21 protein-coding genes are annotated in these 26,173 nt (G+C 41.4%); 6 read left to right on the forward strand and 15 right to left on the reverse strand.

All coding sequences use genetic code 11. The features are described from left to right. Positions 1 to 92: 92 nt before the first annotated feature. Positions 93 to 245, forward strand: a complete 153-nt coding sequence (locus CVD28_RS27885) for a hypothetical protein (protein ID WP_180953949.1) — start codon at positions 93 to 95, stop codon at positions 243 to 245. 81 nt (positions 246 to 326) lie between these two features. On the opposite strand, the gene CVD28_RS04875 is transcribed toward CVD28_RS27885, so the two are convergent. The 5 genes from CVD28_RS04875 to CVD28_RS04895 all read right to left on the reverse strand — a co-directional run bounded on the left by CVD28_RS04875 (position 327) and on the right by CVD28_RS04895 (position 11,349). Further along, on the reverse strand, positions 327 to 1,916 hold the full coding sequence (locus CVD28_RS04875; RefSeq protein WP_101591261.1) for a long-chain-fatty-acid--CoA ligase: 1,590 nt from the start codon (positions 1,914 to 1,916) through the stop codon (positions 327 to 329). A 484-nt stretch (positions 1,917 to 2,400) separates the two neighbouring features. Then, positions 2,401 to 6,168 (reverse strand): helicase-exonuclease AddAB subunit AddA, encoded by a 3,768-nt coding sequence (gene addA, locus CVD28_RS04880; protein WP_101591262.1) that lies wholly within the window; start codon positions 6,166 to 6,168, stop codon positions 2,401 to 2,403. Next, on the reverse strand, positions 6,169 to 9,657 hold the full coding sequence (gene addB, locus CVD28_RS04885; RefSeq protein WP_101591263.1) for a helicase-exonuclease AddAB subunit AddB: 3,489 nt from the start codon (positions 9,655 to 9,657) through the stop codon (positions 6,169 to 6,171). A gap of 318 nt (positions 9,658 to 9,975) precedes the next feature. Next, positions 9,976 to 10,527 (reverse strand): signal peptidase I, encoded by a 552-nt coding sequence (gene lepB / locus CVD28_RS04890; RefSeq protein WP_101591264.1) that lies wholly within the window; start codon positions 10,525 to 10,527, stop codon positions 9,976 to 9,978. Between the two features lie 210 nt (positions 10,528 to 10,737). Further along, positions 10,738 to 11,349, reverse strand: coding sequence for a TVP38/TMEM64 family protein (locus CVD28_RS04895; protein ID WP_101591265.1), 612 nt, complete (start codon positions 11,347 to 11,349; stop codon positions 10,738 to 10,740). Between the two features lie 426 nt (positions 11,350 to 11,775). On the opposite strand from CVD28_RS04895, the gene CVD28_RS04900 reads away from it, so the two are divergent. After that, the gene (locus CVD28_RS04900; protein WP_101591266.1) at positions 11,776 to 12,138 is read left to right on the forward strand and encodes a hypothetical protein; all 363 of its coding nucleotides are present in this window, start codon (positions 11,776 to 11,778) and stop codon (positions 12,136 to 12,138) included. Positions 12,139 to 12,625: 487 nt separating this feature from the next. Here the strand turns inward: CVD28_RS04900 and CVD28_RS04905 are convergent, their stop codons facing one another. Continuing rightward, positions 12,626 to 13,156: a competence protein ComK gene (locus CVD28_RS04905; protein ID WP_101591267.1), complete on the reverse strand. Its 531-nt coding sequence runs from the start codon at positions 13,154 to 13,156 to the stop codon at positions 12,626 to 12,628. Positions 13,157 to 13,406: 250 nt separating this feature from the next. Here CVD28_RS04905 and CVD28_RS04910 point away from each other — a divergent pair, with 250 nt between their 5' ends. Then, on the forward strand, positions 13,407 to 13,643 hold the full coding sequence (locus tag CVD28_RS04910; RefSeq protein WP_101591268.1) for an IDEAL domain-containing protein: 237 nt from the start codon (positions 13,407 to 13,409) through the stop codon (positions 13,641 to 13,643). A 92-nt stretch (positions 13,644 to 13,735) separates the two neighbouring features. On the opposite strand, the gene CVD28_RS04915 is transcribed toward CVD28_RS04910, so the two are convergent. After that, positions 13,736 to 14,575: an STAS domain-containing protein gene (locus CVD28_RS04915; RefSeq protein ID WP_101591269.1), complete on the reverse strand. Its 840-nt coding sequence runs from the start codon at positions 14,573 to 14,575 to the stop codon at positions 13,736 to 13,738. 109 nt (positions 14,576 to 14,684) lie between these two features. After that, the gene (locus tag CVD28_RS04920; protein WP_101591270.1) at positions 14,685 to 15,950 is read right to left on the reverse strand and encodes a M48 family metallopeptidase; all 1,266 of its coding nucleotides are present in this window, start codon (positions 15,948 to 15,950) and stop codon (positions 14,685 to 14,687) included. A gap of 223 nt (positions 15,951 to 16,173) precedes the next feature. On the opposite strand from CVD28_RS04920, the gene CVD28_RS04925 reads away from it, so the two are divergent. Beyond that, positions 16,174 to 16,761 (forward strand): SCO family protein, encoded by a 588-nt coding sequence (locus CVD28_RS04925; RefSeq protein ID WP_101591271.1) that lies wholly within the window; start codon positions 16,174 to 16,176, stop codon positions 16,759 to 16,761. 73 nt (positions 16,762 to 16,834) lie between these two features. Here the strand turns inward: CVD28_RS04925 and CVD28_RS04930 are convergent, their stop codons facing one another. From CVD28_RS04930 to CVD28_RS04950, 5 genes are all read right to left on the reverse strand, one after another. Continuing rightward, positions 16,835 to 17,146, reverse strand: a complete 312-nt coding sequence (locus tag CVD28_RS04930) for an AzlD domain-containing protein (protein WP_101591272.1) — start codon at positions 17,144 to 17,146, stop codon at positions 16,835 to 16,837. After that, positions 17,139 to 17,867: an AzlC family ABC transporter permease gene (locus CVD28_RS04935; protein ID WP_101591273.1), complete on the reverse strand. Its 729-nt coding sequence runs from the start codon at positions 17,865 to 17,867 to the stop codon at positions 17,139 to 17,141. The genes CVD28_RS04930 and CVD28_RS04935 overlap by 8 nt, the downstream gene beginning before the upstream one ends. Positions 17,868 to 18,170: 303 nt before the next feature. Beyond that, positions 18,171 to 18,965, reverse strand: a complete 795-nt coding sequence (locus tag CVD28_RS04940; RefSeq protein ID WP_101591274.1) for an ABC transporter ATP-binding protein — start codon at positions 18,963 to 18,965, stop codon at positions 18,171 to 18,173. After that, the gene (locus CVD28_RS04945) at positions 18,940 to 19,971 is read right to left on the reverse strand and encodes an ABC transporter permease (protein WP_101591275.1); all 1,032 of its coding nucleotides are present in this window, start codon (positions 19,969 to 19,971) and stop codon (positions 18,940 to 18,942) included. The genes CVD28_RS04940 and CVD28_RS04945 overlap by 26 nt, the downstream gene beginning before the upstream one ends. A gap of 41 nt (positions 19,972 to 20,012) precedes the next feature. Next, entirely contained in the window at positions 20,013 to 21,023 is a 1,011-nt protein-coding gene (locus tag CVD28_RS04950) for an ABC transporter substrate-binding protein (RefSeq protein ID WP_101591276.1), read from the reverse strand. A 254-nt stretch (positions 21,024 to 21,277) separates the two neighbouring features. Between CVD28_RS04950 and CVD28_RS04955 the strand changes: the two genes are divergently transcribed. Further along, a complete protein-coding gene (locus CVD28_RS04955; RefSeq protein WP_101591277.1) occupies positions 21,278 to 21,907 on the forward strand; it encodes a nitroreductase family protein in 630 nt (209 codons plus the stop codon). Between the two features lie 480 nt (positions 21,908 to 22,387). Continuing rightward, entirely contained in the window at positions 22,388 to 23,626 is a 1,239-nt protein-coding gene (locus tag CVD28_RS04960; RefSeq protein ID WP_101591278.1) for an MFS transporter, read from the forward strand. A 162-nt stretch (positions 23,627 to 23,788) separates the two neighbouring features. On the opposite strand, the gene CVD28_RS04965 is transcribed toward CVD28_RS04960, so the two are convergent. Beyond that, positions 23,789 to 24,076: a hypothetical protein gene (locus CVD28_RS04965; RefSeq protein ID WP_180953951.1), complete on the reverse strand. Its 288-nt coding sequence runs from the start codon at positions 24,074 to 24,076 to the stop codon at positions 23,789 to 23,791. Positions 24,077 to 24,244: 168 nt separating this feature from the next. Continuing rightward, positions 24,245 to 25,798, reverse strand: coding sequence for a fatty acid--CoA ligase family protein (locus CVD28_RS04970; protein ID WP_101591279.1), 1,554 nt, complete (start codon positions 25,796 to 25,798; stop codon positions 24,245 to 24,247). Positions 25,799 to 26,173 lie beyond the last annotated feature (375 nt).

Consider the following 26,173-nt stretch of genomic DNA (forward strand, 5'->3'; position numbering starts at 1 on the left):
AGTCCGGGTGACGAGCGTTAGAATTTTTTTTACTTCAACTTACAATTAAGATAAGAGGCCAAGGTATTTCTGACCAAAGGAGAGGATGTACGATGAGTATGAACTACTTCCAATGGAACAAAGAAAATAACGAAGCCATTTTCAGTCCGGGTGATCTGGAACAAACGAAAATATTATCGTCTCTGGAAGTAAATCTTCTAACACCTGAATTTGATATATGTGGTACCGTTTTAAATGAATTATAAAAAACAGCCTGCCGATTTGTGAAGCATATCGGCAGGCTGTTTAATTAATTCCATTTACAAAATAGCTATTCGTTTGCTAGCTTAGTTAACAAAACGATCAGATACGCCATGGACTTTCCAGTATTCATCACGCAGATGCACTTTTTGAATTTTCCCCGATGCCGTTTTAGGAAGTTCATTCACAAAGGACACTCCTGTTACTGCTTTAAAATGGGCGAGTTTTTCACGCGAAAAAGCAATGATGTCCTGTTCAGTGAGATGATGCCCTTCCCGTTTCACAACATAGGCGTGCGGGGTTTCTCCCCACTTTTCATGGGGCACTGCAATCACTGCGGCTTCCAATACACCAGGATGCTCATATAAAATCCCCTCTACTTCAATAGAGGAAATATTTTCACCACCGGAAATAATAATGTCTTTTTTCCTGTCAACAATGTCTATGTTTCCATATTGGTCGACCGTACCCATGTCCCCGGTATGAAGGTAGCCGTTCCTTATTGCTTCCATAGTAGCTTCCTCATTCTTCCAGTATCCCTTCATCACTCCATGGCTCCTTACAACAACCTCGCCAATTTCCTTTCCATCATGGGCCACCTCTTCGCCATGGTCGTTAATAACCTTTACAACGCTTCCCGCCATCGAATGCCCAGCCTTAGCCTTCATCCTGTATTGTTCCCTGACAGGCAGGTGGGATAGATGGCCATGTATCGTGGAGACAAGACTAAGAGGAGCCGATTCTGTCATTCCATAAACCTGTATAAACTCCCATCCCAATTCTTTTTCAACCCTTGTCACAAAAGCAGGAGGAGGAGCAGATCCAGCAATGACAACCCTCAGGTTTGAATCAATCTCAGGTATATTTTTTTCATAATATTGAAGCAGTGAATTCAGGACAGTAGGTGCCATATGCATTACTGTTGCATTATGTTTTGCAATCATTGTAAAAATGGCTTCAGGTGTTGCCTTGCGGAGGAAAATCTGCGCAGCTCCGTTCAATGTATAATAAAATGGCGCCCCCCATGCATTTACGTGGAACATTGGCAAAACGTGCAAATATACATCTCTGTCACTGACTTTTAAATGATGCATGGCACTAAAGGCATGCAGATAATTATTGCGATGAGTCAGCATAACACCTTTGGGATTTCCGGTTGTTCCACTTGTATAAAGAAGCGAACAAACATCATTCTCTTCTAATTCAGCCCTGTCAAAGGCTGATGACTGCCCGTCAAGCCACTCGTCATAATCAGTTTCCAGGTTCGTTTCTTCTTTATAGTGAACAATAATGTGCTGAACCGTCGTTAGCCTGTCTTTTATAGGCGAGATTTGATGATATAGATCCTGATCTACGAGAAGAACCTTTGATTCGCTATGGTTCAGAATAAACAGATAATCTTCCGGCTTAAGTCTGATATTAAGGGGAACCATAATCGCGCCCAGCTGAAACACTCCATAAAATCCTTCAAGCATTTCAATTGTATTGCCCGCTAAATAGGCTACACGGTCGCCCTTTTTAATACCTAGCGCACGAAGGCCATATGAGAGCTTGTTAACCCGCTCATTTAACTCCCTGTATGTAAAAACACGTTCCTCACAATAAAGCGCTTTCTTTTCACCATATAACGAAACTGCCCTGTCCAAAAACTCAGTCAGCACTAACGGTACATTCATCAATATCCACCTTCCTGTTATTTGAATTTTCTAAATTTAATTTTACCACAATATTACGTGTGCAACTAATTCAAACTATATCTGTTATATAACATTATAGCTCAGTTTAACTTGCCTGTTGATTGCCGCTACAGGCACTTGCTTTCCGCGGGCGTTTCGGGAGCCTCATCGGCAATAATAAGCCTGCGGGGTCTACCTTGACCCGCTTCTCCCGCAGGACGTTGAATAAGCATCCTCGAATAAACACCGGACGAAGTAGATGCGAATGCATTTTCGAGGATCTTGCGCCTTTCGGTCCAATCAACATAGTTCCATCTGCAATAAGCTTTATCCTAGCCTACTTTTAAGGTAACAAAATCAACAGCATTATTTAACAAAGAAAACATTATAAAGAAATCTTCTTATTGACGGGGATTGTCAGGAAAGTGATTATTCCATAGAAAAACGGCGACCCAGCATAAATCCTGGATAGCCGTTATAGATTCTACATTTTTAATAGGTGTGCTCCATCAAAGAAGAAGAGGTAACGTTCGCTTATTTTCTTCTTTAAAATTTCTTCAATGGCCTTTGTATAAAGCTGCAGCTGTACACGATATCGATCAGCCAATATTTCACGGGCTCCTTCAAATCCATTTCGGAAACGGCCGGTTATCGTATCAGTTTTATAGTCAAGCAGCACAATACCTTGCTCATCTTCGAAAATGCAGTCAACCACACCCTGAACGATAACAATTTCATCTCCGTCCTGCCAGTCGCTGTAGGCTTCACTTGCTGGAACCGCCATTGTAAACGGTACCTCCCGCTTTATTTTCCTGGCATTTTGCAATCTCCTGCCAAGATCAGAATCGAAAAATCCGCTGATCACCTCAGCGTTTACCACACCAGCTTGCTCTTCTGTTAGCAGTTCGCGCTTAATTAAATCCTTAATAAGCTCGTTAATTGCTTCTTCAGTTACTGGGCTTCGCAAATCGAGGTGCTGCATGATTAAATGCATGATCGTTCCTCTTTCAGCAGGCGTGATTGATTTTTCCTGCATAAACACGGGCCTGGTAAGGATCGGACGTTTAAACCGCCGCAATAAATCCGTTGAACTGGCATCATCCCTCAGCTCTGCATGCCGTTTTAATTCGGAAACCGATTGTTTTGACCGGTAAGATGATGCATCGGCATGCTCATACTTCCAGTTCAATTGAAATTGAATTTTGTCCTTAAATTCTGACTCGAATGAAACAGGAACAGCTTCTTTGACAGCCTCAAGCAAAGCTTCCTGCTCCTGTTCGTCTACAGTACCGATCTGCTTCAGCTCATCAGCAGCTACGATCGCCAGTTTCCAGCTGGACGGATCTCGGAGCACTTCCTCATTACCTGAGCTAATTGCATTAATGTCCTGAAGCAGATCACCTGCACTTGCATGCCGGATAATTGAGGGGCCAATCCAATCAATGTAGCTTTTTGCTCCTGCCCTTATATGATTTTTCAAGAGCCATTCTTTCTCCTGTGCCTGCTGGCTCCAGCCTTCGATGCCTTTTTCCGCGTCCTTTAAAGTGCCAATTAAATAAAGCTTTTCCTTAGCCCTGGTCAGGGCAACGTAAAGGACTCGCATTTCCTCGGCAATCATTTCAAGCCGCTTTTTCCGTTTGAAGGCCAATTGCGGCAGGGAAGGATATGTGATCTGTAAATCTGGATTAACAAACTTAGCCGCAAATCCATATTCCTTATCTAGTAAATAGGGCTTATTTAAATCCATCATATTAAATTGTTTTGACAAACCGGCTATGATAACCAATGGGAATTCAAGTCCCTTTGATGAGTGGATTGTCATAATCCGGACTACATCCTCCTGTTCACCCAGAGCCCTTGCGGCCCCTAGATCGTCTCCTCTTTCCTGCATTCTTTCAATAAAGCGCAGGAATCGGAATAAGCCCCGGAACGAGCTTGACTCATATTGTCTAGCCCTGTCATACAGTGCCCTTAAATTCGCCTGCCGCTGCTTTCCTCCAGGCATTCCTCCGGCAAAATCATAAAAAAGTGTTTCTCTAAACAGCAGCCAGATCAGTTCCGATAAAGACTCCTGCCGTGACACTGTCCTCCAGCGCGACAGCTTTTTGCTGAAGGAATCAACCTTGCTGTAGAGCTTCGCATCCTCTTCCATGCTGGCTTTTTTGCAAAATGTCTCAAGCGCCTCATAGTAGGTACCTGAATGATAAAGGCGGACTTGGGCCATTTCATCCTCCGTCAGTCCCACAATTGGAGAGCGCAGGACTGATGCAAGCGGGATGTCCTGCTGCGGATTATCAATTACCTTTAGCAGGGAGATCATGATCGCTATCTCTGTTGCTTCGAAATATCCTGATGAAAGATTGGCATACACAGGTATTCCCTGCTTTTTAAACTCCTCCATAATCTGCGGTGCCCATGGCATGGAACGCAATAGAATCACAATATCCCGGTAGGTTACGGAGCGATAGGTTTTTGTCTTGGTATCATAGATTGGATGTTTTTCCGCGATTGCCTTCTTGATTATTCTTGCCATCATCCGAGCTTCCAGCTGAGCATTTTCAAGTTCTTCTGCTTCAAAGGATGTTTCTGAGGATTCTGTTTCACTATCAGCCTCCTCGGATTCCTTTACCTGCTCGGCATTGTCGATTAGAAAAAGTTCAATTGGATGAAGCTGTTCCTCAGGATAATCGGCCCCTTTCTTTAATTCCGCATCCTTGTCATAATCAATTTCACCTACTGTAATCCCCATTAGCTGCCTGAACAGAAAGTTAGTTCCGTCAAGAATTTCTTTCCGGCTTCGGAAATTCTGGTTTAAATCTATGCGCAGCCCTGTTTCCTCACCATCTGGAGAAAATCGTCCGTATTTCCCTAAGAATAAATTAGGTTCAGCAAGGCGGAAGCGGTAAATGGATTGCTTTACATCACCGACCATAAACAGATTTCCTGTATATTCCCCATCAGAGGTTACAAGCTTTAATATGGACTCCTGTACATGGTTCGTATCCTGATACTCGTCCACAAGGACTTCCCTAAATTGCTTACGGTACTCCCTGGCAGCTGAAGATGGAACCCGTTCCATCCCATTTGCTTCAGCCGTTAAAATGTCCAGGCAGTAATGCTCTAAATCTGAAAAATCAACCAGATTCTTTTCAGCTTTTACTCTCGAAAATTCCTGGTCGAATTGTTTTACAAGAGAAACGAGTGTTTTAGCAAATTCTTTCATTTCCCTGATATCCTGAAGATAGCTTTCTGGACGCCTTGAGAAAAGTTCTGTTTTCAGATTCTCCAGTATTTTTTTGGCCTTATTTCTTAGCTTCGTGGCTAAATCCAACAGTTTTTTATCATACTGATCTCCAGAGCACCGCTTTGCTGTTGAAATCTTCCAAGATTGCATTTGCTGATACAGTGCGTCCCAGGAGATATTCCCAGCTACTTTCAGCCGATGGATAATTTCTAGATCCTCAAGATAGTTTTGCACACGCGGGGCGGGTCCTCCGGGCAGTTTAGCAAGTTCCATTACCTGATTCAATAGCTCAGCAGCAGCCTCGAGCTGAAGGCTGATATCAAATTTCAAGGATTGAATAAAGGGAAGGGAATCAATTGAAGCTTCTTCTCCCAGTTCATACATTTGAACCAAATCGTCAAGCCATTGAAACGGGTTTGGATGGGATCTTGAAAAATCGTGCAAAGTCCGCACCATTGTTTGCAGAGCTGAATCACTGCGATCGGTCGAAAAAGCATCAACCAGCTTGAAAAAACTTTCATTCTCCTCCTGGCCGTAATGCTCTTCAAATAGTTCTTCAAGAACCTCATCCCTCAAAAGCTCCCCTTCGGTCGAATCTGCAATCCTGAACCCGGGGTCGATATCAGTAAGATAATAGTATTTCCGGATTACCTCCAGGCAAAAAGAATGTAATGTAGAAATGGACGCTCGATTAATCAGGCTCAGCTGTTTTCTAAGGTGCTGGGAATGTGGATTTTCATTGATAGCCGTCTCCAGAGCTTCTGCGATCCGGTGTCGCATCTCAGCAGCTGATGCATTCGTAAACGTAACAACCAGCAGCTGGTCAACATCAATTGGATTAGTCTGGGAAAGGATTTTTTGAATGATCCGGTTAACAAGCACAGCTGTTTTACCCGATCCGGCAGCAGCAGCAACCAGTATATCCTGTTCCTTGGCCCATATCGCCTTCCATTGGGCCTCTGTCCAAGTAAGATTTGCTGGCATCTGCGGTATAGTTGTCTTGCTCATTTAGTTCCTGGCCTCCTCCCTGATTAATTCCATAATGTCCGATTGTTTTTTAGAAGTAAGGTTTCTGAATTGATTGTCTTCCAGTGATTGGTCAAATTGGCAAACTGATTTAAATGAACAAAAAGTGCACGGAATTTTATCCTTCAATTTATAAGGAGCAATATCAACAATACCATCCACAATACTGTTGCCCGCATCGTTGTATAATTGGCGGACGTGCTGCTTAAGCGAAACAAATTCCTCTTTGCTGGCAATTTTGCTATTGCTTTTCATTGTGCCATCTTTCTTAAAACCTGCCGGAATGATATCAGAACTTCCTGCCTGGCCCGGATCCAGTGAGGTATCCATCATTTGAACCACCTTTGGCTCCCCAAGGATAAGACCATTCATTTTGAAATCCTTAAAAATCGCTTCTTCAATTTGGTCAAGCCCAAGCATGCCATTGCTTTTTACAACAGGGTTGTGGACATGGAAATAAAGTACTCCTGCCGGGAAGGCTTCTTTGCCAATAAGGGATTGTGAATGGGTAATGATAATATCAAGATAAGTAAGCATTTGCAGGGAAAGTCCATAATAGACTTCGCTTAAATTCAGTTCCTTCTCGCTGGACTTATAGTCAACTACCCTTAAATAAGTGCCGTCCTGTTCTTCGGCTTTATCTACTCTATCGATCCTTCCAATCAGCTCCATTTTCGTGCCATCCTTCAGCTGGAACGATAGCGGCGGCAGCTTGCCATCCATTCCGAAACCAAGCTCAAGCCCAATTGGGGCAAAGCCGCTTAAGCGGGCATGCTCGCTTAAGACAAGGGAAGCACGCGCTATTACATTCTCAAGCTTCCGTTTTAAATAATGGTGACGGTTGGTGCTTAATAAGATCTGATTCTGTAATTTAGGTGCAAGCGTATCGACTGCCCCTTTTGCAAGCTGAACGCATTGTTCTTTTGTCAATGAAGACCACTGGATGCTGTTTGCATTGAGATGTTCCGCAATAACCTTCAATGCCGCATGAAACATATCCCCAATATCCGGGGCATCCAGCCGGAATATCTTCCGCTCTCTCAGTTTTAGGCCGTGGGCTGCAAAATGTGCAAAAGCACAGCTATTAAACATTTCCATACGCGAAACACTTGCAAGGATATTTTCCCCATACAGCTTTTTACTTGTATCATGCTTTAGCTTCTTTGCGGTATTTTGGTAAAACAGGCTTGAAAGTACTCTTTGAGCCATACCTGATACAGCCGGATTTTTTATATATGCGTTGTATACATCCCACCATAGCGGGTGGATTGGATAGTTCCTCTTTTTCAGCTGCAGCTGTGCAGTTAAGTAAGACAATGCCACATCATGGTTAGCTGCAAATGATGTCTGTTCCTCAGGTGAAAGATCGGAAGGATCATTCAGGTACGTGCCTTCCTGCACATTTGGAAGGACTTCTTTTACCCTCTTAATATACGAGGAAGCAAGGAGCGATTTCCCCTCTTCATCAGCAAGAGGAAATGAAAGGCAGAGCGTTTGTGAACCTGTCATAAATGCCTTATAGGCAGTAAATTCTTCGTCCAGCAGTTTCGTTTTAGAGCTTGGTGCCACTTCCATTCCTCTGCTGTCCAAATATTCCCTGTCACTGTCAGAAAAGATTCCATCTGCAGATAATTTCGCAGGCAATACTCCCTCTGTCAGCCCAATTACAAAGACTGCTTTAACATCGTCCAGCCGCGAAAGATCAATGTTTGCCACGATTACCTGGTCAATAGCCGGGGGAATAAGTGAAAATTTCATTGTTTCCATTCCCGCATCCAGAACGGAAGTAAATTGCTGAATTGTAAGCGCCTCTTCACCAAGTATTTCAACGAACTGATCGAGCAGTCCGCAAACGCTGTCCCATGCCTGCTCATGCTCCCTGGCAAGCAGCAGATCTCCTGAATCTTCGGCTTCCAGCTTCATTTTTTCCAGTTTTTCAGGGATATGCAATTCCTCAAGAAATACATATAAAGCCTCACAGAACGCTCTGCCGTTCACAGAACGTTTCAGCCGTTTAGACAGCCTGATAATCGGTTCTGTAAACAGGTTCTTCAATTCATTCAATTCGTTCTCAATTTCTTTTTCTCTATCGGTCTGAACTCTATCTTCAAATTCGATCCCTCTTATTCTCTTATAGGTCCATCTGTCCTTCGAAGTCCATTGGCTGCCCTTTAAACCTCTGGACAGAACATAGTTCTCCATCCGGTCAACAGCAACCCTCATTTTTCCGCTGCTGCGGGAGATGGGGAAAAGCAATTCAGTCTTAATGGCCCGAAAAACAGGCTCATATCGCCAATTAGTCACCAAAATCTCCAGAACTGATCTTATAAGTTCAATTAGCGGGTGATTGAGCATTGTCCGTTTGGAATCGATATAGTGAGGAATCTTGTAATCTCTGAAAATAGTTTGGATGATGTCATGGTAGGCTTCACCATTTCGGAGCAAGATTGCTATGTCCTGGAAGCGTATATTTTGATCACGGACCAGGTTCAGGACTGCACGGGCTGTTCCTTCAACCTCAGCACGGCGGTTGACAGCCTGTGAAACGGATACTTCAGTTTTACCCTCAAATTCCAGCAGCGGCCTGACATTAAAATTTTCTTCAAGGTGAACAAGCGACGGAGCTTCTGTAAATCTTAATGGGCGGTCCAATACAATATCTTCGCCAACTTCAACTCCCAGACTGAGAGCTGCATTGAATATGCTGTAATACGTATGTCCTGTTTGCCTGAAAAGATGGAGACTGTCAGGCGGCATATGCCTGAACGGCTTGTCCAGCGTAAGGGCAACCTTTACACTTTTGCAATGCTTTAAAAGTTCTTCAACAATCAGCAGCTCCTGCGGGGTTAGGCTGTAGAATCCATCTATATAAACCTCCGCAGAGGAGATAAAGGATGAGTGAGGGATTTTCTCAACAAGAAGCCTGAAGTAGTCCTCTGAATCAAGATACTTTCCTGCCAGTTCATCTTCAAACGCCTGATAGATAATTTCCAGATCATGAAGCTTATCCCCGAGTGCTCCATCACTTTCATTTTGTGTCAGGAAAGTCCTAATCTCTTCAGGCTTAACACAATACCGCTTAAACTCGGTAAGCATTTCTTCCATTTGAGCAAGAAAACCCTGCTTCTCAGAAGAACGTGCGAATAATTTAAGATCGCCCTTCTTTTCATTCATGATTTTCCTGATCAGCATGCTCACTCCTGTGCTGTCCAGATGAATCCGGTTCATACCGCCCACTTCCTGAAGCACTTTCCATGCAAGCCGGGTGAAGCTGAGTACCTGAGAGCGGATCATACCGCTTAAACCTGGTGTAGCAAGTAATTTATGTTCAGATAAAAATGTCATCTGTTCAGGAACAATATAAATGATCGGGTTACCTTCCGGATTTTCGAATAGTTTCTCACGAATCTCATCTAATATCACAGTTGTTTTTCCTGTACCGGACTTCCCAAGCAAAAACTGCAGTGTCATCAATTCGCCCCCATTTCAACGTTTGTATCTTTTGTTCTATAATACTATCTCTACTATAACAGAACCTCCCTTTACGCTTCATTAGGAGGAGGCTTTCCAAAAATACAAAAGAACGTTTGTTCGTAATAAAATTTTAACATTAAACTGCTTACTTGTCGTGTTTTCAGAAACAAAAAACTACATACAAAAAAATAAAAACCCTGTCTATCTTGACAGAGTTTCCACTGATTTTCCATAGGGATTTACAGGATATTTCTTCAGAAACCTCTTGGTATAAGAAACTATATCCTGCTTTAATTTAAACCACTTCTGAAGGCTTTACATATCCAGATTAAATTCATCCAGCGGCCAGTATTTCACGTCCACTCTTCCGACTACCTTATCGATCGGTACAAATCCGAAATGTCTGCTATCAAGGCTGACAAGCCGGTTGTCGCCCATTACAAATAATTCCCCTTCAGGAACCGTTTCTGCACTAGTCAGCTCCTCGAGAGTAAAGTCTCCGGTCAGTTTTTGGCCTAGAATCGGGCGTTCATATTCATCCAGATACTCTTCACGATATCTATTTCCGTTAATGAATAAATGATCATCGGCATACGTAATTTTATCACCGGGAAGCCCAATCACCCTTTTGACATAATCCTCTTTTTTGCGATGAAAAATGATGACATCAAACCGTTTTATTTCTCCCAGCCGATAACCGATTTTATTTACCACAAGCTTATTGCCGCTTTCGAGTGTCGGCCTCATCGAGTCACCTTCAACTTCATAGCTGGAAAAGAAAAAGGTGCGAATGAAAATAAATAAAACAAATAATATAATTGCAGTTTTTACCCATTCCCCTATCGGTGCTGTTCGCTTCTGTCCCATTTTTTGTTTGCCTCCATCATAAGAGGAAGAACGGCTATTAAAAGGGTGCCGGTTATTAGCCTGTATTTACCTGTTCGCCGTCCTGAACCCATATCCTCAGTAAGCTGTCCTTTTCTTGGTGTGATTCGCTGCTAAGGTTACTCTTTTTTACTCCTGATCATATTCGGAAGACTTTTTGAAATGCCCAGCCTTTAAAAAACGTAATCTCTGTCAGCCTTTCTCCCTCTGGACACTCTTATTCAATCTTACTTCAACTTGTTTCCCAACATACCAAAGAACAAAAATAATAAGAAGGACTATAGCGGTCCTGAGCGGTTTATGGATAAGTGAGAAAATATCATAACCGACAAAGCTGATTGTAAAAATCATAACCATCTTTCCGGCAGTTACAGCAAGTGCATACTGCAGCGAGCTTATTTTTGAAAGTCCAGCCACCACGTTTACAATGGCTGACGGAGTAAACGGAAAGCAGAGCAGAAGGAACAAGGGGCCAAATCCATGCCTGTCCACCCAGTCCATCAGCTTTCTAACCTGCCTGCTTTTCTGGAGAAATGACAGAAGCCTTTGCTGTCCATACCTTCTGACAATAAAAAAAACAAGCAGAGCACCTGCCACTGATCCCGCCCAGGATATTAAGAATCCGATCCACAGCCCAAAAGCGTTAGCATTTGCCATTACAAAAACAAATAACGGCAAAAAAGGCAAGAAAGCCTCCAGCATGGGCAATAATATACCTGGGATTGGACCAAAGGACCGATACTTCTGAATAAGGTCCATTATATTTTCAAGCGTTATCCATTCCCGTATTACTTCAAAATCCATTGTGATCTCCTTAACATAATTTTTCTTTCTACTTATTAAATCGGCCTTCTATTTCATTGTACATGTAACATGGCTATTTACAAAGCAGGATCTTAACGGTTCTATTTTGTGTGGAAAAGGGGATGAGCTGGGCCAATTGTTCGGTATAAGAAAAACTAATTAAATTAAAGGCTCTGTTAACCTTGGCTGTTAAATCAATGTTAGTGTGCCAACTGCTTATTCTTTTTTCCATGCATAGATTGGGAGTCTTGCTCATGACTGTTTTCTGTTTTAATAATCCCTTTCCCCTTCACCCGTATGATTAATCAATTTCAGCATTAAAATAATCACTTTTGCTTTTTCCTATATAAACAGGTTGCACACTAAACGAATTTTTATTACGATATAACCAGAACATATGTTCCTTTTTTAAGAGGGGTTTTTTAAATGACACGTATTCCTGAGAAAGACCGCAACATAATTGAACAAGCTATTTACCTTCCTATGGTGATAACGATCTTAAACCGGGACAGGCAAATTTTTGAGAAAAGTCCGTTTAAATTGCGGCAGCCTTACCTTGACCTTGTAGAAGAAGCCTTAACAGTTGTACAGAAGGATCTTGCCGAAGCAAGAAGGTTTTTAAGGCATGAAAATATTAAAGTAAGTGAAATAAACCGTGATGAAGCCTTTACAATGTTCTCCTTTATTTATCGGGGTTATGAAGAACATCATAACTACTTCAACCCAAGACTTCGCAATAAAGTGGAGGAATTGCTTGGGTATTATCTTATCAAGAGGCTAAAATATTAAAAGACTCGCCGATAGACGAGCCTTGAAAAGGTGATGAAAGAGGCGTAGTTGCACTTATGCGGATGGAAGGGATGCAACTTTTATCCCATAACTTTATGCTTTCCTATTCGCGCAGAAAACTTACCGATTGGCGAGCCTTGAAAAGACGATGACAGAGGCGTAGTTGAGGCCCGCGGGATTTGGGTCACACAGACGTTGCCAAATCAAAGGCTGTACATGATTTCAAGTTACAACACTGCGCACTTAGTCTGGGTTCTGCTTTATGCGCATGGAAACGATGTGTTATGCTTCCCTATCCGCTAAATAAGCGTTCCCCGGTAACAGGTGACGCAGAATATAGAAAGCAGTAAATACAGATAACCTTTTACAAATATGATAAGTACGGTTTCATATACATAATCTGCTTTAAAAACCGGGGCGTTTAACTGATTTAACTACTGTCTCTATTCAAATCCGATTAAAATTCAAACGGGATATTGAGACTAATTCATCCTTCGGTTTTCTGGCGGGGAAACATATAAAACGATTTTCTCTCCGTTTCCGCTATTCTCTGCACCAGCGTGGTTTTTAGATGCGCTGTCCGCATCAGCTGGTTTTCAAAAGAGCTGTAAGAGACAGGAAGGCTGATCTTTTTTTGATTTCGGAACGTTATGGAAGTTTCTGCCGCATCACTCCGGCTGTATGAGGAAATATGTTCGTGAGCAAGCCATACACATTGGGGGCGCGAAGGAGAAATTGTTGGGAAAAAGAAGATAGAACTTGTCGGATCAATTGCAATTGGTGCTTTGTGAGTGATTTTAATAAGCTTTTTAGTGCCTTCACGTCTTCCATCATAGGAACTTCCAAAATACTGGCAGCTTTTCTTAATAATGTCCAACGGCCTAAATGGAGAGATGAATTCCTCATTTAATTCATAGATGCGGGTGTATGTTTTACTTCCGTACTGAATGGGCATGAGTATAAGCGTATAAGGCGTTATTTCATATTCTTCGATCAGGCACTGGTTTCCAGTAGTCATATCTAAACTCCTCTCTAATAACCATGATTTTCCAACAAACCTATCATATCATGCAAGAAAGCAATTTTGGTTAAATTCACAAAAAATTCAAAATTATATAAACGTATTTCACAATAAGGAAAATAGAATTTAAGCCACCAATAACGTAACTCAGGTTATTACATTAAAAAAAATTAATAATTTAAAATTTTCAGTTGAATTTAGCCGCACTCATCCATATACTATTTAAAAGGTCTCAGGGGTGAGTTTCATGAAACATGAGAAGTCCTATTCGGAACTAACAAAGTCATGTGCAATGAACAAGAAGAAAAGAGAAAATTACATGCAAAATTTAATGATTGATATGATCATTACTGAAGCTTTATTAAAGCGAAAGCAGCAGAAGCTTGTAACTGAAATAGATCATGCCCTCGACCAGAAGAACAAGGCCCAATTTATGAAATTAACCTGTGAATTAAATCAGGTAAATCAGGCATTTGGAAATTAAAATCCAATAATCTGCAAAACACGTAAAACCCTTGTCAAAGTGATGACAAGGGTTTTTTTAGCGAGTGCTTCATAAGCTTTTCCCTTAAATATCTAATTTTTAAAAAGCTGATTAATCGCCTTTTCCAATGTAGATGTAACGGAAACATTATCAAATGACAAACCTAATTGAACAGCTGTCTGGGCAATCTCTGGTCTTAACCCCGAAAGGGTAGAATGCACTCCAAGCAAGTTTAGGCCTTCAATCATCTGAAAAATCTGCTGTGCAACCATTGTATCAATCACGACTACTCCAGATAGATCAATAAACAGATGGTTAATGTTCTTTTTTGCACATTGATGCAGAGTATTCTCCAGCAGAAATTTGGCCCGCGCTGTGTCAATGTCCCCTATGAGAGGAAGCAATGCAGTGTTCTGGTTTAACGATATTACAGGAGCACTTAACTCCCTGATCATTTCCTGCTGGGCTTCAAGCTGCCTTTGTGAATGTTTAAAATTTTCTTTTGTGAACCATGTCATTACTTCACTAAATAATTTAATAATTGTCTGCGTCCATAAATCCACAACATCATTTGAATACTTCCCTGGGTGTAAAGAAACAAACTCCCTGATTAAGTCAAGATATTGCTGCTGTGTCCTGAAGAATTCCTTTAAAATTAGATGAATAGGTGTTTTTAAATGTTCCCGATCTTGGGCGACAGACAATATCCACTCTTCAAATGTTTCAAAGAATTCGCACTCATCTTCCAAAAAAACTCGGAAGAATCGTTTGTGAAATTCGTGATTTTGCTTTTTTACTCCTTCAATTATTTCTAAATTGGTTGATGAATATACACCATCATTTCCACTTTTATCCAACGACTCGTACCATTGCTCTGTCAGCTGCCACGTTTTATCTGATAAAAACTGATACAATTCTTTATTACGATGCATTTTTATCCACCATTACCCCTCGGGAATAACAAATCCCGTCATGATATTTTATAAATTTCATTTTAGCAAGAAATTTACAGAACGTATATATGTCACTTACAATTTAAATTTACTCTTTTTCCCGTTCATATTGCTCTAGGGCGGAAATCCTTTCAAGCATTGGCGGATGGCTGTAGCGGAACAGTTTCACGAGGAATGGAGGGTTCACTTCACTGAGTCCTGCCCTTGTTAGCTCCTGGAAAGTGCCAATCGCCGATTCGGGATCTTTGGTCATTTCAATCGCATAGCTGTCAGCACGCGCTTCCTGATAGCGGGACACAGCATTGGACAGCGGTGCGGATGCAAATGAAAGGATGGCTGCAACTAGCAGGAACAGCGGCAGCGAGTCTACACTTTTCACAGAGGAAACCTGCAGCAGCCCGCCCCACTTGCGTACGGAATAATTCATAACCCTTGATATAAGCCACAGCCCCGCCAAACTTAATAGCAAATATCCTGTTATACCAATATAAATATGCTTTTCAACATAATGGGCCATCTCATGAGCCATTATAAATAAAATTTCATCATCTTCAAGTTTGTTAAGCGTAGTATCCCATAGAACTATCCTTGAGTTCGAACCAACACCGGTAACATAGGCATTCAGGGAATTGGTCTTCTCCGCCATGTTCACCTCATACACATGGTCAGCAGGTATTTCAGCCTTATCTGCCATTTCGAGGATCTGTTTTTCTAGCTTTTTATCTTTTAATGGATAAAAATCATTATAAAGCGGGTCAATTACTACTGGCTGAAGAAACATCATAAAAAAAGAAAAAGGAACAGACAAAAGCCATGCATAAAGCCACCATCTTTTTTCACTCTTTTTAATGAGCCAGTAAAGCACAGAGACGATAAGAACCATCAGCCCAAAATTCAGCCAGAAATCAATAATTTGATCCTTCATCCAGGAAGAAAATGTCTGTATGGAAATATTATATTTCTTGCTTAAATAGTAACCTAAATATTTAATTGGAAAAGATGCAATTAGAGTGATAATGGAAAGCCAGAAAACATAAATAGCGGTTTTCATTATTCTCCATTTTGATGCAGCGGCAGCCCATCTTTCAAAAGTCAGAGATAAGCCTCCTATCAAGATTAATAAATACAAAAGCCATTCAAAAGGGGTAGATACAAAGAAAAGGAAGTTCCTAATCCTGGAATATTCCTCACTCAGCATAAGCTCCCGGCCATTCAAAAATGTGGCGGGATCCGCGCTCGTCCCCCTGAAAGCCTCAGGAATGCCTGAATCCCCTCCGAAATATAGATACCAGTATACAGCCAAAACAAAAAATAAATAGATAATAATTGCCTGCAAACCTATTTTCCTTCTCATCAACTTTTCCTCCCTTCCAGGACAGCCCTATTGTATATTGTAGTAATCGAAGTTGAGGTTAGAACAAAAAGAAGGCCCTTCGACACTAAAAGTTCAAACAATATTCAATGTTTTTTCTCTTTTCCGGCACCTCCCTCTCATTTCCTAAGGTATAGTTAAGATATATTCTCAACATCTATATAGCATAAATTTAGTTCCTTACATTAATCATTCGAGGTGAATCATGAAGAAGATATATATTATTTTTTCCGTCCTGCTGGTAATTGGGGTTAGTTCTGGAATTTATTATTTTACTGAATACCGGCAATCAAAAATGGATTTCCCTAAGGAAGTCGTTATGAAAACACATAATGGCGAATCCTACTCTTTTAAAGAATTGCCACCGAAAGTCCGGCTGCTGGAATTTATGTATACAGAATGCCCTGATATTTGCCCTAATACCACATTTCAAATGAAAAAAATTAGAGATCAGCTGGCCGAGCAAGGGAAATTTGGCAGTGAGGTTGAATTCTTGACCATTACTTTTGATCCCAAAAAGGATACCCAAAATATTTTAAAAAATTATGCAGAGACCTTTGAAATTGATAAATACAACGGATGGGAAGTTCTTCGCGGAACCAATGAAGACACGAAAAAATTAGCCGACAAGTATAACTTCCAATACCGTGACCCGGGAACAGGCCAGTTTGTCCATACCAGTGCAACTTACTTGCTTGATCAAAATAACCGTGTAATCGAAGTGTTCGGCATGGGTGAAAACAATTTTGATAAAGACAAAGTATATAAAAGAATCATGAAAGAAGTAGAATAGTTATCTTTGTCAAAGAAGAAAAGACCTTGCTTGCCGGCAAGGTCTTTTCTTCTTTTTAAACTTCAATACCCCGCTAGAAGGGGAGGAAGTAGGAATACACACTTAGTACAGCTATGGCACCAAGAACTACCACAATTACATTTGCACCAGTGAATGCAATAATAATGGCTGATGCAGCTCCGATAACTCCATAAAGCATATCACCCTGGATGAACAAAATTCCGGGGAATATGAGTGCCCCAAGTGTAGCAAATGGTATATTTTTTAGAACTCCCTGGACAAAAGGCGGCAATTCTTTTCCTTTAAACAGAACAAAAGGAAGCATCCGCGGCAAATAAGTTACTACAGCCATTCCTAGTATCATCAGCGCGATCGTACTATTCATGCCCATAGACCCCTTTTCCTTTTTTCAAATACTCCACAAGTTCTATAAGGATCGCTGACAAAAGGGTCGCTGTAACAATAGCCCAGCCTGTTTTCAAAGTACCGGACATGGTGAAAACGCTATTAAAACAGGCTGCCATTGCCGCAAGATATACTACCTTCATTGATCCCTTCATTGAAGGGACCAACAGGCCAATGAACATCGCATAAAGTGCAACCGACATGCTTTCCTGCAATGTTTTAGGCAAGCTCGCTCCAAATAGATAACCAAGACCTGAGAACACGACCCAGCTTGAATAGCTGACACTTATCACTCCGTACATATATCCGGTTGAAACAGTCCCTTCTTTTGTCGCAGCAACCGAAAAGGTTTCATCCGTAATACCAAAAGCATATCCGGCCTTTTTCCACAAAAAGTCATCTGCGCTTTTTTCGTTAAGTGCCGTTGACATTAAGAAATGGCGGATATTTAAAATAAATGTTGTAAGGACGATTTCAAAAACACCCGTCCCGGAAGTAAGCAGGCTCAATGAGACGTATTGTGCCGCTCCAGCAAAAACGAAAATGCTCATGGCAACGGTTTCGGCCATTGTTAAGCCGGTTGTCTTAGCCAGAAGCCCATATGTAAGTGCAATCGGAAAGTACCCAATGGCAATGCTAACACCTGACTGGATGCCTTGCCTGAAATCTGTTGTTTGCTTTTCTGTAATGGTGACGGCCAACCTGATTCTCCTCCTAAATGGAATAACCTTATTTTCCTAAATTAGTCCCAATATTTCAATTATTATTTTAATCGCATGGTAGATTTCACAGAAATGAGTCTATTCTCCCAGCCCAAACATGGATTAAGGAGTTAGCACAGCTAACACAATACAGGCGGTATGAGCGAAGCTAAACGATACAACTTTGTAAGTGATTTTACATTTTATTTCAATGGAGTTCTTTTTGCCTACAATCAGCGCAGCTCCGGCCCTTTTCCAAAGAAAAAAGACCCTGCCCTTCTGGCAAGGTCTTTTTTGAATTAATCAAATTAGTACGGCTCTATCGTTGGTCATTTGTTCGCCGCGGATTCGCTGGAATTCTTCAAGAAGTTTTTCAACAGTTAACGAAGACTTATCCTTGCCTTTAGCATCAAATATAATTTGTCCTTTGTCCATCATAATCAATGAATCTCCAAGGTCCACTGCCTGCTGCATATTATGAGTGACCATCAGTGTCGTCAGCTTATATTGCTCAACAATTTGCCTGGTTAGATTAGTGATTAATTCTGCCCGTGCAGGATCAAGTGCTGCGGTGTGCTCATCAAGAAGCAATATCTTTGGTTCCGTAAACGTCGCCATCAACAGCGAAAGCGCCTGTCGTTCTCCCCCAGACAGCATCCCTACTTTCGCATTCATTCTGTTCTCAAGTCCCAGATGAAGGGTTTCAAGGGTTTCCTTAAAGAATGCCCGCCTTTTGCCTGTAACGCCAAAGCTCAAGCCTTTTCGCTTTGTTCTTGTATATGCGATCGCAAGGTTTTCTTCTATTGTCATGTCAGGTGCAGTTCCTGCCATCGGGTCCTGGAAAACGCGTCCAATTACTCTTGAACGAATATGCTCAGGAACAGTTGTCATATTTTCCCCGTCAATTTTAACATCTCCTGCGTCGGGAATCAGCCTTCCGGAGATTAGGTTCATTAGTGTTGATTTTCCGGCTCCATTACTGCCGATTACGGTTACGAATTCACCCTTGGCCAGCTGAAGGTCAATGTCATTAAGCGCCAGTTTTTCATCGGGAGTTCCCTCGTTGAAAACTTTAAATATCTGATTTAACTGCAGCAATCTGTTCCCCGCCTTTCTCGAAAGAATCTACCCTCTGAAATGAAAGCTCCTTGAGTCGCTTTTTCTTACGGCTTTTCTCTTTTTGGGCGGCAGAAATATTCGGGATAATTAAAGCGAAAATAACTATTATTGCTGTTATCAGTTTCATATCCCCTGTTTCAAGAAATTGAACTTGCAAGGCGAGCGTGACAACAATCCGATAAATGACCGCACCGCCTATCACGGCAAGTGTAGCTCTGGCAATTGTTTTTGAACCGAAAACCGCTTCACCGATGATGACCGAAGCAAGTCCAATTACAATCATTCCTATTCCCATCCCAGCATCGCTGAAGCCGTTATATTGAGCAACTAGCGCTCCTGAAAAAGCGACAAGTCCATTGGAAATCCCAAGTCCGATAACCTTCATGGTACCGGTATTGGCAGAAAAGCTTTTTACCATTGCCGCATTATTTCCAGTAGCACGAAGAGTGAGACCGATTTCTGTTTTGAGAAAAGCATCAATCAACACTTTGATCAATAATGTAAGCAGAAGCATCGTAAACAATATGCCCCATGTTTTAGGGACTTCAGCTCCCAATCCTGCAGCCGCCAAAAGATTGTTCAATGCTCCGTCCAACCCTGAATTTTGCCAAAATGCAGTAATCTTTGTCATGAGTGTTTCTTCCGTCAAAAGCGGTACATTCGATTTCCCCATAATCCGCAGGTTAATGGAGTATAAAGCAATCATCATTAATATTCCGGAAAGAAGAGGATTTACTTTTCCTTTCGTATGCAGCAGGCCTGTAATGCCCCCTGCAACAAATCCAGCAACTAATGCAGCTGCGGTAGCAACAAGCGGACTCTGACCATTTACAATCATTATCGATGCAACTGAGGCCCCGGTTACAAAACTTCCGTCAACAGTTAAATCAGGAAAATCCAGAATACGGAATGATAAATAAACACCAAGAGCCATTATGGCATAAATGACACCCGCCTCAACTGAACTGAATATTGCTAACATAATTATCTTCCTCTCCAGTGGAGTTTCCGCGGTTTATGGAATGATTATTTTACAATTTCCGCTTCAGACTTCCACTCTTCTTTGATTTCAATGCCCATTTCCTTAGCTGCCTTTTCGTTTATGGAGAGCTTTAATTTTTGAGGGTACTGGACGGGCAGATCCGCTGGCTTTTTGCCATCCGCAAGAATCTGTGCTGCCATCTCTCCTGCTTCAAAGCCGATATCATAATAGTCAAAGCCGTATGCGGCAAAGCCCCCGCGTGCAACTGAATCGAGCTCGCCCACGAACAATGGAATATCTTTATCATTTGCAACACCAATCACTGACTCAAGGGCCGAAACAACCGTATTATCAGTAATAACGTAGAAAGCATCTACCTTGCCTGAAAGTGACTCTGCGGCTTGCTTTACTTCAGCAGAGGTTGAAACCGATGCTTCAGCTAGTTCAATGCCCGCTTTTTTCATTTCTTTTTTAACTATTTCTACCTGGGCAACTGAATTCTGTTCTCCGGCATTATAGATGGTTCCAACTTTTTTAGCCTTCATTTGCTTTGAAATAAATTCTACCGTTTTTGGAATCGCATCAGGATGTGTATCTGTCGTTCCGGTTACATTTCCTCCAGGAGCCTCCATTGATGATACTAGCTTTGCTCCTAACGGATCCGTTACTGATGTAAAGACAACAGGAATATCCTTAGTTGCATTTAATGCACCAAGGGCACTCGGAGTGGAATTTGCAAAAATTAAATCTACCTTATCAGAAACAAAATTATTTGCTACTGTTTGTGTATTATTCGGATCTCCCGCGATTTGCATATCATATTTAACTTTCAGTCCCTTTTCTTCAAGCGCGGCTTTAAAGCCTTTTGAAGCTGCATCCAATGAAGGATGCTCAACGATTTGCGTCATTCCGACCTGCAACTCGCCACCTTTTGCGGGCGCCTTTGTTTCTCCGCTCTTTTCAGGACTGCTTGTATTAGTGCTTCCGCAGCCTGACAGCATCACTGCTGCCAGAATGCTTACCGCAGCTGCTGATCCTAGCCATTTCCTTTTCATCTGAATCCCCCGTTCTATGTCTCTATGTACCGCTTTTACACTTTTATGCTTTTATGTACTAAATTATAAACACAGACTAAGTTTATTACAAGATGTTTTTTGAATTTTTTCAAAATTTTTAAATACGAACTTCAATCGTGAACATCCCTTCAATTTCTAAGGCCATCAGAATATTTGACTCCAAAATTGACTAATAGTAATCTTTAGTACGGAATACTTTCCGTAAGGATTAGCCCAAGCTAGGAGGAATTAATGTGAATGCATCAAATGACAAAAATATAATAGAAGTCATCCGTGAACGTAAATCTGTTAGGGTGTACGACCCGAATTTTGAAATACCGAGGGACGAAATCGTAAAAATTCTCGAGGAAGCTGCACTTGCACCATCATCCAGTAATCTGCAGCCATGGCGTTTTATCGTCATAACAGATCAGGATACCAAAAAAGAATTAAGAGCGATTGCCAATAATCAGGAACAGGTAGAAACAGCTTCAGCTGTTATCGCAGTTCTTGGAGTGATCGATTCATATAAGAATGCAGAGAAAATATACCAAAGCAGTGTTGAAGCGGGATATATGGATGAAACAAATATGAAGCGCCTGGTGGAAAACACAAATAATCTTTATCCCAATGTACCGGAAGAAGCCAGAAGAAACATTGCTCAGTTTGACACAGGCCTGGTTTCCATGCAGCTTATGCTAATCGCAAAAGCATACGGCTATGATACCGTTCCTATGGGTGGGTTTGACAGGGTAAAGTTCGCGGAAAAATTCGACTTGCCGGAGGGCACCTATCCTGCCGTGTTAATACCTCTCGGCAAAGCTGCTGCACCTGCACATAACACCACCCGTTTGCCAATAAAGGACATTGTTCAGTTTATATAGATAGTTTTACAAAATAAGAAGGATAGATAGGCGGACAATTCCGTTTATCTATCTTTTTTTGTGTGGCTAAAATGTAAAGACACTTAAGAATTTGGATCGTTTAGCTTCGTCTACACCGCCTTTATTGTGGAAGCATGAGCTAACTGCTTATTTTATTTCTATACATGGGTCAGCAGTTAAAAACTCATAATAGTTTTCTTGTTATTATTATTATTTTTGAGCATCCGTATATTCCCCTGAACTTCAAATAGAATTTAGTCTTCCCTTGTAAAAAAAAGTGTAAACGCTTTTCTAACGGCTTTTTACTTACGTTCTCAATTGAGAAGCTATGCTAAAAAGACTGTTTTTAAATACTCCTCTTGCTTGCGGAGAACCGCCATTGTACAATTCATTTCGGCCAATTAATTAGGCAGGAGATTAATTTTTTCCTAAGCCGCTGAAATTGGCTGCATTAATAGAAGAAAAGGAGCGCTATTTTACTTGAGTTTTACAAAAAATGAAAAGTTAAGTTTCTATAACGGCATCGCCTCCACTGCCTCTACTAATATGGTTAATGGATATATCCCTCTGTTTGCAATAAGTGTACTGGGAGCAACCAATAACCAGATGGGTCTGATTACTTCACTGCCTTCCATCGTTGGAATGCTGGCTGTGATTCCCGGTGCCATCCTGTTGAATAGGGTGAGCAGCAAGCGGAATTTCACCGTCATTTCTACCCTGGCCACGAGATTTTTATTTATGCTTATCTTGTTTATTCCGTTTCTTGCACATTCATATGCTGCATGGATTCTTGTCATATTAATTGCCCTATTGAATTTTCCGGGATCGCTTTCCAATTTATCATGGCAATCGATGATTGGCGATTTAATACCAAGTGAACGAAGAGGAGAATTTTTCAGTTCCAGAAACCGCTACAACACCATTGCCGCTCTGGCTGTGACATTTTTATCAGGATTCTTTTTAAACCTGTTCGATAAAAAAGACGCTTTTCCATATCAAGTATTGTTTATAGCTGGTTTTATATTTGCGATTTTTGAAGTTTGGTATTTATTTAAACATAAAGAGGATGGGCCTAAAACAGAGAAGGACCAACAGGTCTCGGAGAGCAATAAAAAGCTGTCCTTGGAAGTGTTTAACTATAAGCCTTATATTGCCTTTCTGGTATGCGCCCTGCTATTTAACTTTGCTGCTCAGATGGGATGGTCGATTTTCAGCATCTACCATATTAAAGAGGCGAATGCCACGGCGATGTGGTTCAGTTTATTCTCGGTAACAAACCAGCTGGCACAGATTATAAGCATCAAATGGTGGGCTAATGCTGCAGACCGCTGGGGAAATACGATGGTCTTATTCGCAGCTGCAGCAGGTATGGCAACTGCACCGCTTTTGACCATTCTTTCTGTTAACCTCATATATTTAACACTAATAAACTTATGGATTGGGTTATTTGTATCCGGGACCAATCTACTGCTTTTTAATCAGCTGCTTAAAGCAACCCCTGATGCAGAGCGGACGAATTATATCGCTAACTACACATTTCTGTTGGCAATTGTTGGGTTTATCGCTCCTCAAACCGGCGTTTATTTATTAAATGCCCTTGGAATGCACCCTGCGATGACTATTGTGTCTGCAGCCCGCTTCATTGCAGCTTTCTCATTTTTATTTGTGGCAATTAAGCTCAATAAACGTCACTCTGTTGAGATCGTACAGCTTCCATAGGCCATGTTAATGGAAAAACAAAACCTTTCTTACATGCTTAAAATTTTTAAAAAATAAAGCCTTATAAGTGCTATATCGAGCATCTTATAAGGCTTTATTTTATCAAAATCTGTCAGATCAAAGATATTTATACAGCCTTTTATCTGCGAGAGCTGCTCTTTATCAGTCGTTGTCGTCCCATCCGCCGTAACCGTAACCTCCGCCGTATCCACCGCCGTATCCACCGCCATAGCCATATCCAGGATAATAAGGGTAGTACGGGTAATATGGATAGTAAGGATAATATGGATATGGGTAATAATAAGGCCTGCGTGGTCTCGGCCTTGGTCTTGGCCTAGGTCTTGGATACGAATACCCGTAAGGCTGCTGCCTCTGATCAAATTGTTCCATAAAATTTTGGCCGGTATCCATCATTTGTGGATATTCAGGATTAAAGTATTGTTGCTGCATAACGTACCTCCCAGAAAAATTCATTACCCTACACCATATTCAAAACAGCAGTCCTGGTGTATGTCCTTTTCACTTCAGCACCGTTGACCTAGATTGGGAATTCCAGATAAGACCACGAAAGACTAAAGAGGCCTTCCGTTTACCGAAGGCCTCTTTGCAATTCTGATGTTAATGATTCTGAAGTATCTGATTTTTTAAAGACCTGCGCAAAATTTTACCGGTCGTATTCTTTGGCAGCTCTTCCAGAAAATCAATCTGGCTCGGCAGCTTATACTTTGCCAGGTGCTCTGAACAGAATAACGTTAGTTCAGCTTCTGTTAAGGAATCATTCTTTTTCACTACGAAGCAATGGACTGCTTCCCCCTGATTCGGATCCGGAACCCCGATTACCGCCGCTTCGACTACATCCGGATGTGAGTATAGAACTTCTTCAACTTCTCGCGGGTAAACATTGAAGCCGCCGACAATGATCATATCTTTCTTACGATCAACTATGTAAAAATAACCCTCATCGTCCATCCTTGCTAAGTCACCTGTATACAGCCATCCGTCTTTGATTGCAGCAGCCGTTTCCTCAGGAAGCTTATAATATCCCTTCATTACATTAGGACCTTTAACTACTAATTCGCCCACCTGTCCAGCAGGGACTTCCTTTCCCATTTCATCGACAATCCTGTTTTCTACGTGAAGTATTGAGGTCCCGATGGATCCCGGTTTTCTCGGCCTGTCAAGTGGATTAAAACATGTGACAGGTGATGCTTCAGATAATCCATAGCCTTCAGAAACCAGTACATTAAACTTTTGTTCGAAGCTCTTAAGAAGAGCTACCGGCATGGAAGCCCCGCCAGAGATACATAAGCGGAGCGATTTAAGATCCTCTGCTTTCCCTTCCTCATATTGATAGAGGAAATTGTACATGGTAGGAACACCCGCAAACAGCGTAATCTCATATTTCGCTGCAAGACGGAAAACTTCCTTCGGACTGAATCTTGGAACAATCACCAGAGTGCCGCCGCTTATTAACGGTGCATTCAATGCAACTGTCAGGCAGAATACATGGAACATAGGCAAAGCTGTGATCACTCTGTCATTTTCATTTATTTTTAGATAATCAGCCACATCCTGCGCATTAGAATATAAATTTTTATGAGTCAGCATGGCTCCTTTTGGTTTACCAGTTGTTCCAGAAGTATAAAGGATAATAGCGGTATCATCTTCCTTCAGTTCCGGCCCTTTAAAAGTAAGATCGCCTGAGGCAAGAACAGATGTAAACGATTTCATTTTTGGATAAATAGACAATGACTGAACGTCAAGCCCGCCCTTATTCTCAGGTGTCTCACATGAAATCACATGTTCTACCCCAGGAAGCATTTGATTCATTTTCTCAATTAATGGGACGAGTATATCAAGTGTGATAACTGTTTTTACATCCCCATTCTTCAGGATATAGCCAATCTCATCTGGCGTATAAATCGGGTTGATTGGTATAACAGTGGCACCCAACCGGAGTGCACCATATAAACCTACAATAAAATAGGGCGAGTTTCCCAAAAGCAGTGCTACATGGTCCCCATTCTTTACACCTAATTTCCCAAGGGCATCCGCAAATTTTGTAACTGAGGCATCCAGTTCAGCATAACTGGTTGCCTGGTCCATAAAATAAAACGCAGGTTTACTTGCAGATTTCAATGATGTTTCATGAAGCTTTTCTGATAAATTCATACTTCTCCGTCTCCCTTATCATCAAAACTAAATTATGAATGAATGATCATTCATTTTTCATTATTTTAAAATATTCAAAATATATTATATTAAAAGAAATCGGATTCTGCAATGTTTATATTTGATAGCCATGCTGCTAGGTACGCGCTGCAATATAAAAGAAAAAGACCCCAAAATAACAAGGTCCTCTCTTGGCAATCTATTAATTTTTTCTCCATTTGCTGCTGTTTTGCTTTTGTTTCTCTGTCAGCCGGAGGGTTTGAATCAGGACTTGTACCCTATGCTTTAACAGCATTCATTCCAGAGCAGAAGATATCTTTCTGCTTTACTACATCCCTCATCTGCCAATAATAGCATTTGGTATTTAAATGACAA

The organism is Bacillus sp. M6-12 (assembly GCF_002860285.1).
Taxonomy (GTDB): domain Bacteria; phylum Bacillota; class Bacilli; order Bacillales; family DSM-1321; genus Peribacillus.

Coding starts and splice junctions, on each gene's coding strand:
- CVD28_RS04910 (WP_101591268.1), top strand. CDS start 13,407: ATGAAACATGAGAAGTCCTATTCGGAACTAACAAAGTCATGTGCAATG.
- CVD28_RS04950 (WP_101591276.1), bottom strand. CDS start 21,023: ATGAAAAGGAAATGGCTAGGATCAGCAGCTGCGGTAAGCATTCTGGCA.
- CVD28_RS04920 (WP_101591270.1), bottom strand. CDS start 15,950: ATGAGAAGGAAAATAGGTTTGCAGGCAATTATTATCTATTTATTTTTT.
- addB (WP_101591263.1), bottom strand. CDS start 9,657: ATGACACTGCAGTTTTTGCTTGGGAAGTCCGGTACAGGAAAAACAACT.
- CVD28_RS04970 (WP_101591279.1), bottom strand. CDS start 25,798: ATGAATTTATCAGAAAAGCTTCATGAAACATCATTGAAATCTGCAAGT.
- CVD28_RS04915 (WP_101591269.1), bottom strand. CDS start 14,575: ATGCATCGTAATAAAGAATTGTATCAGTTTTTATCAGATAAAACGTGG.
- CVD28_RS04895 (WP_101591265.1), bottom strand. CDS start 11,349: ATGGATTTTGAAGTAATACGGGAATGGATAACGCTTGAAAATATAATG.
- CVD28_RS04925 (WP_101591271.1), top strand. CDS start 16,174: ATGAAGAAGATATATATTATTTTTTCCGTCCTGCTGGTAATTGGGGTT.
- CVD28_RS04965 (WP_180953951.1), bottom strand. CDS start 24,076: ATGCAGCAACAATACTTTAATCCTGAATATCCACAAATGATGGATACC.
- CVD28_RS04900 (WP_101591266.1), top strand. CDS start 11,776: ATGACACGTATTCCTGAGAAAGACCGCAACATAATTGAACAAGCTATT.
- CVD28_RS04875 (WP_101591261.1), bottom strand. CDS start 1,916: ATGAATGTACCGTTAGTGCTGACTGAGTTTTTGGACAGGGCAGTTTCG.
- addA (WP_101591262.1), bottom strand. CDS start 6,168: ATGAGCAAGACAACTATACCGCAGATGCCAGCAAATCTTACTTGGACA.
- CVD28_RS04905 (WP_101591267.1), bottom strand. CDS start 13,156: ATGACTACTGGAAACCAGTGCCTGATCGAAGAATATGAAATAACGCCT.
- lepB (WP_101591264.1), bottom strand. CDS start 10,527: ATGGGACAGAAGCGAACAGCACCGATAGGGGAATGGGTAAAAACTGCA.
- CVD28_RS27885 (WP_180953949.1), top strand. CDS start 93: ATGAGTATGAACTACTTCCAATGGAACAAAGAAAATAACGAAGCCATT.
- CVD28_RS04930 (WP_101591272.1), bottom strand. CDS start 17,146: ATGAATAGTACGATCGCGCTGATGATACTAGGAATGGCTGTAGTAACT.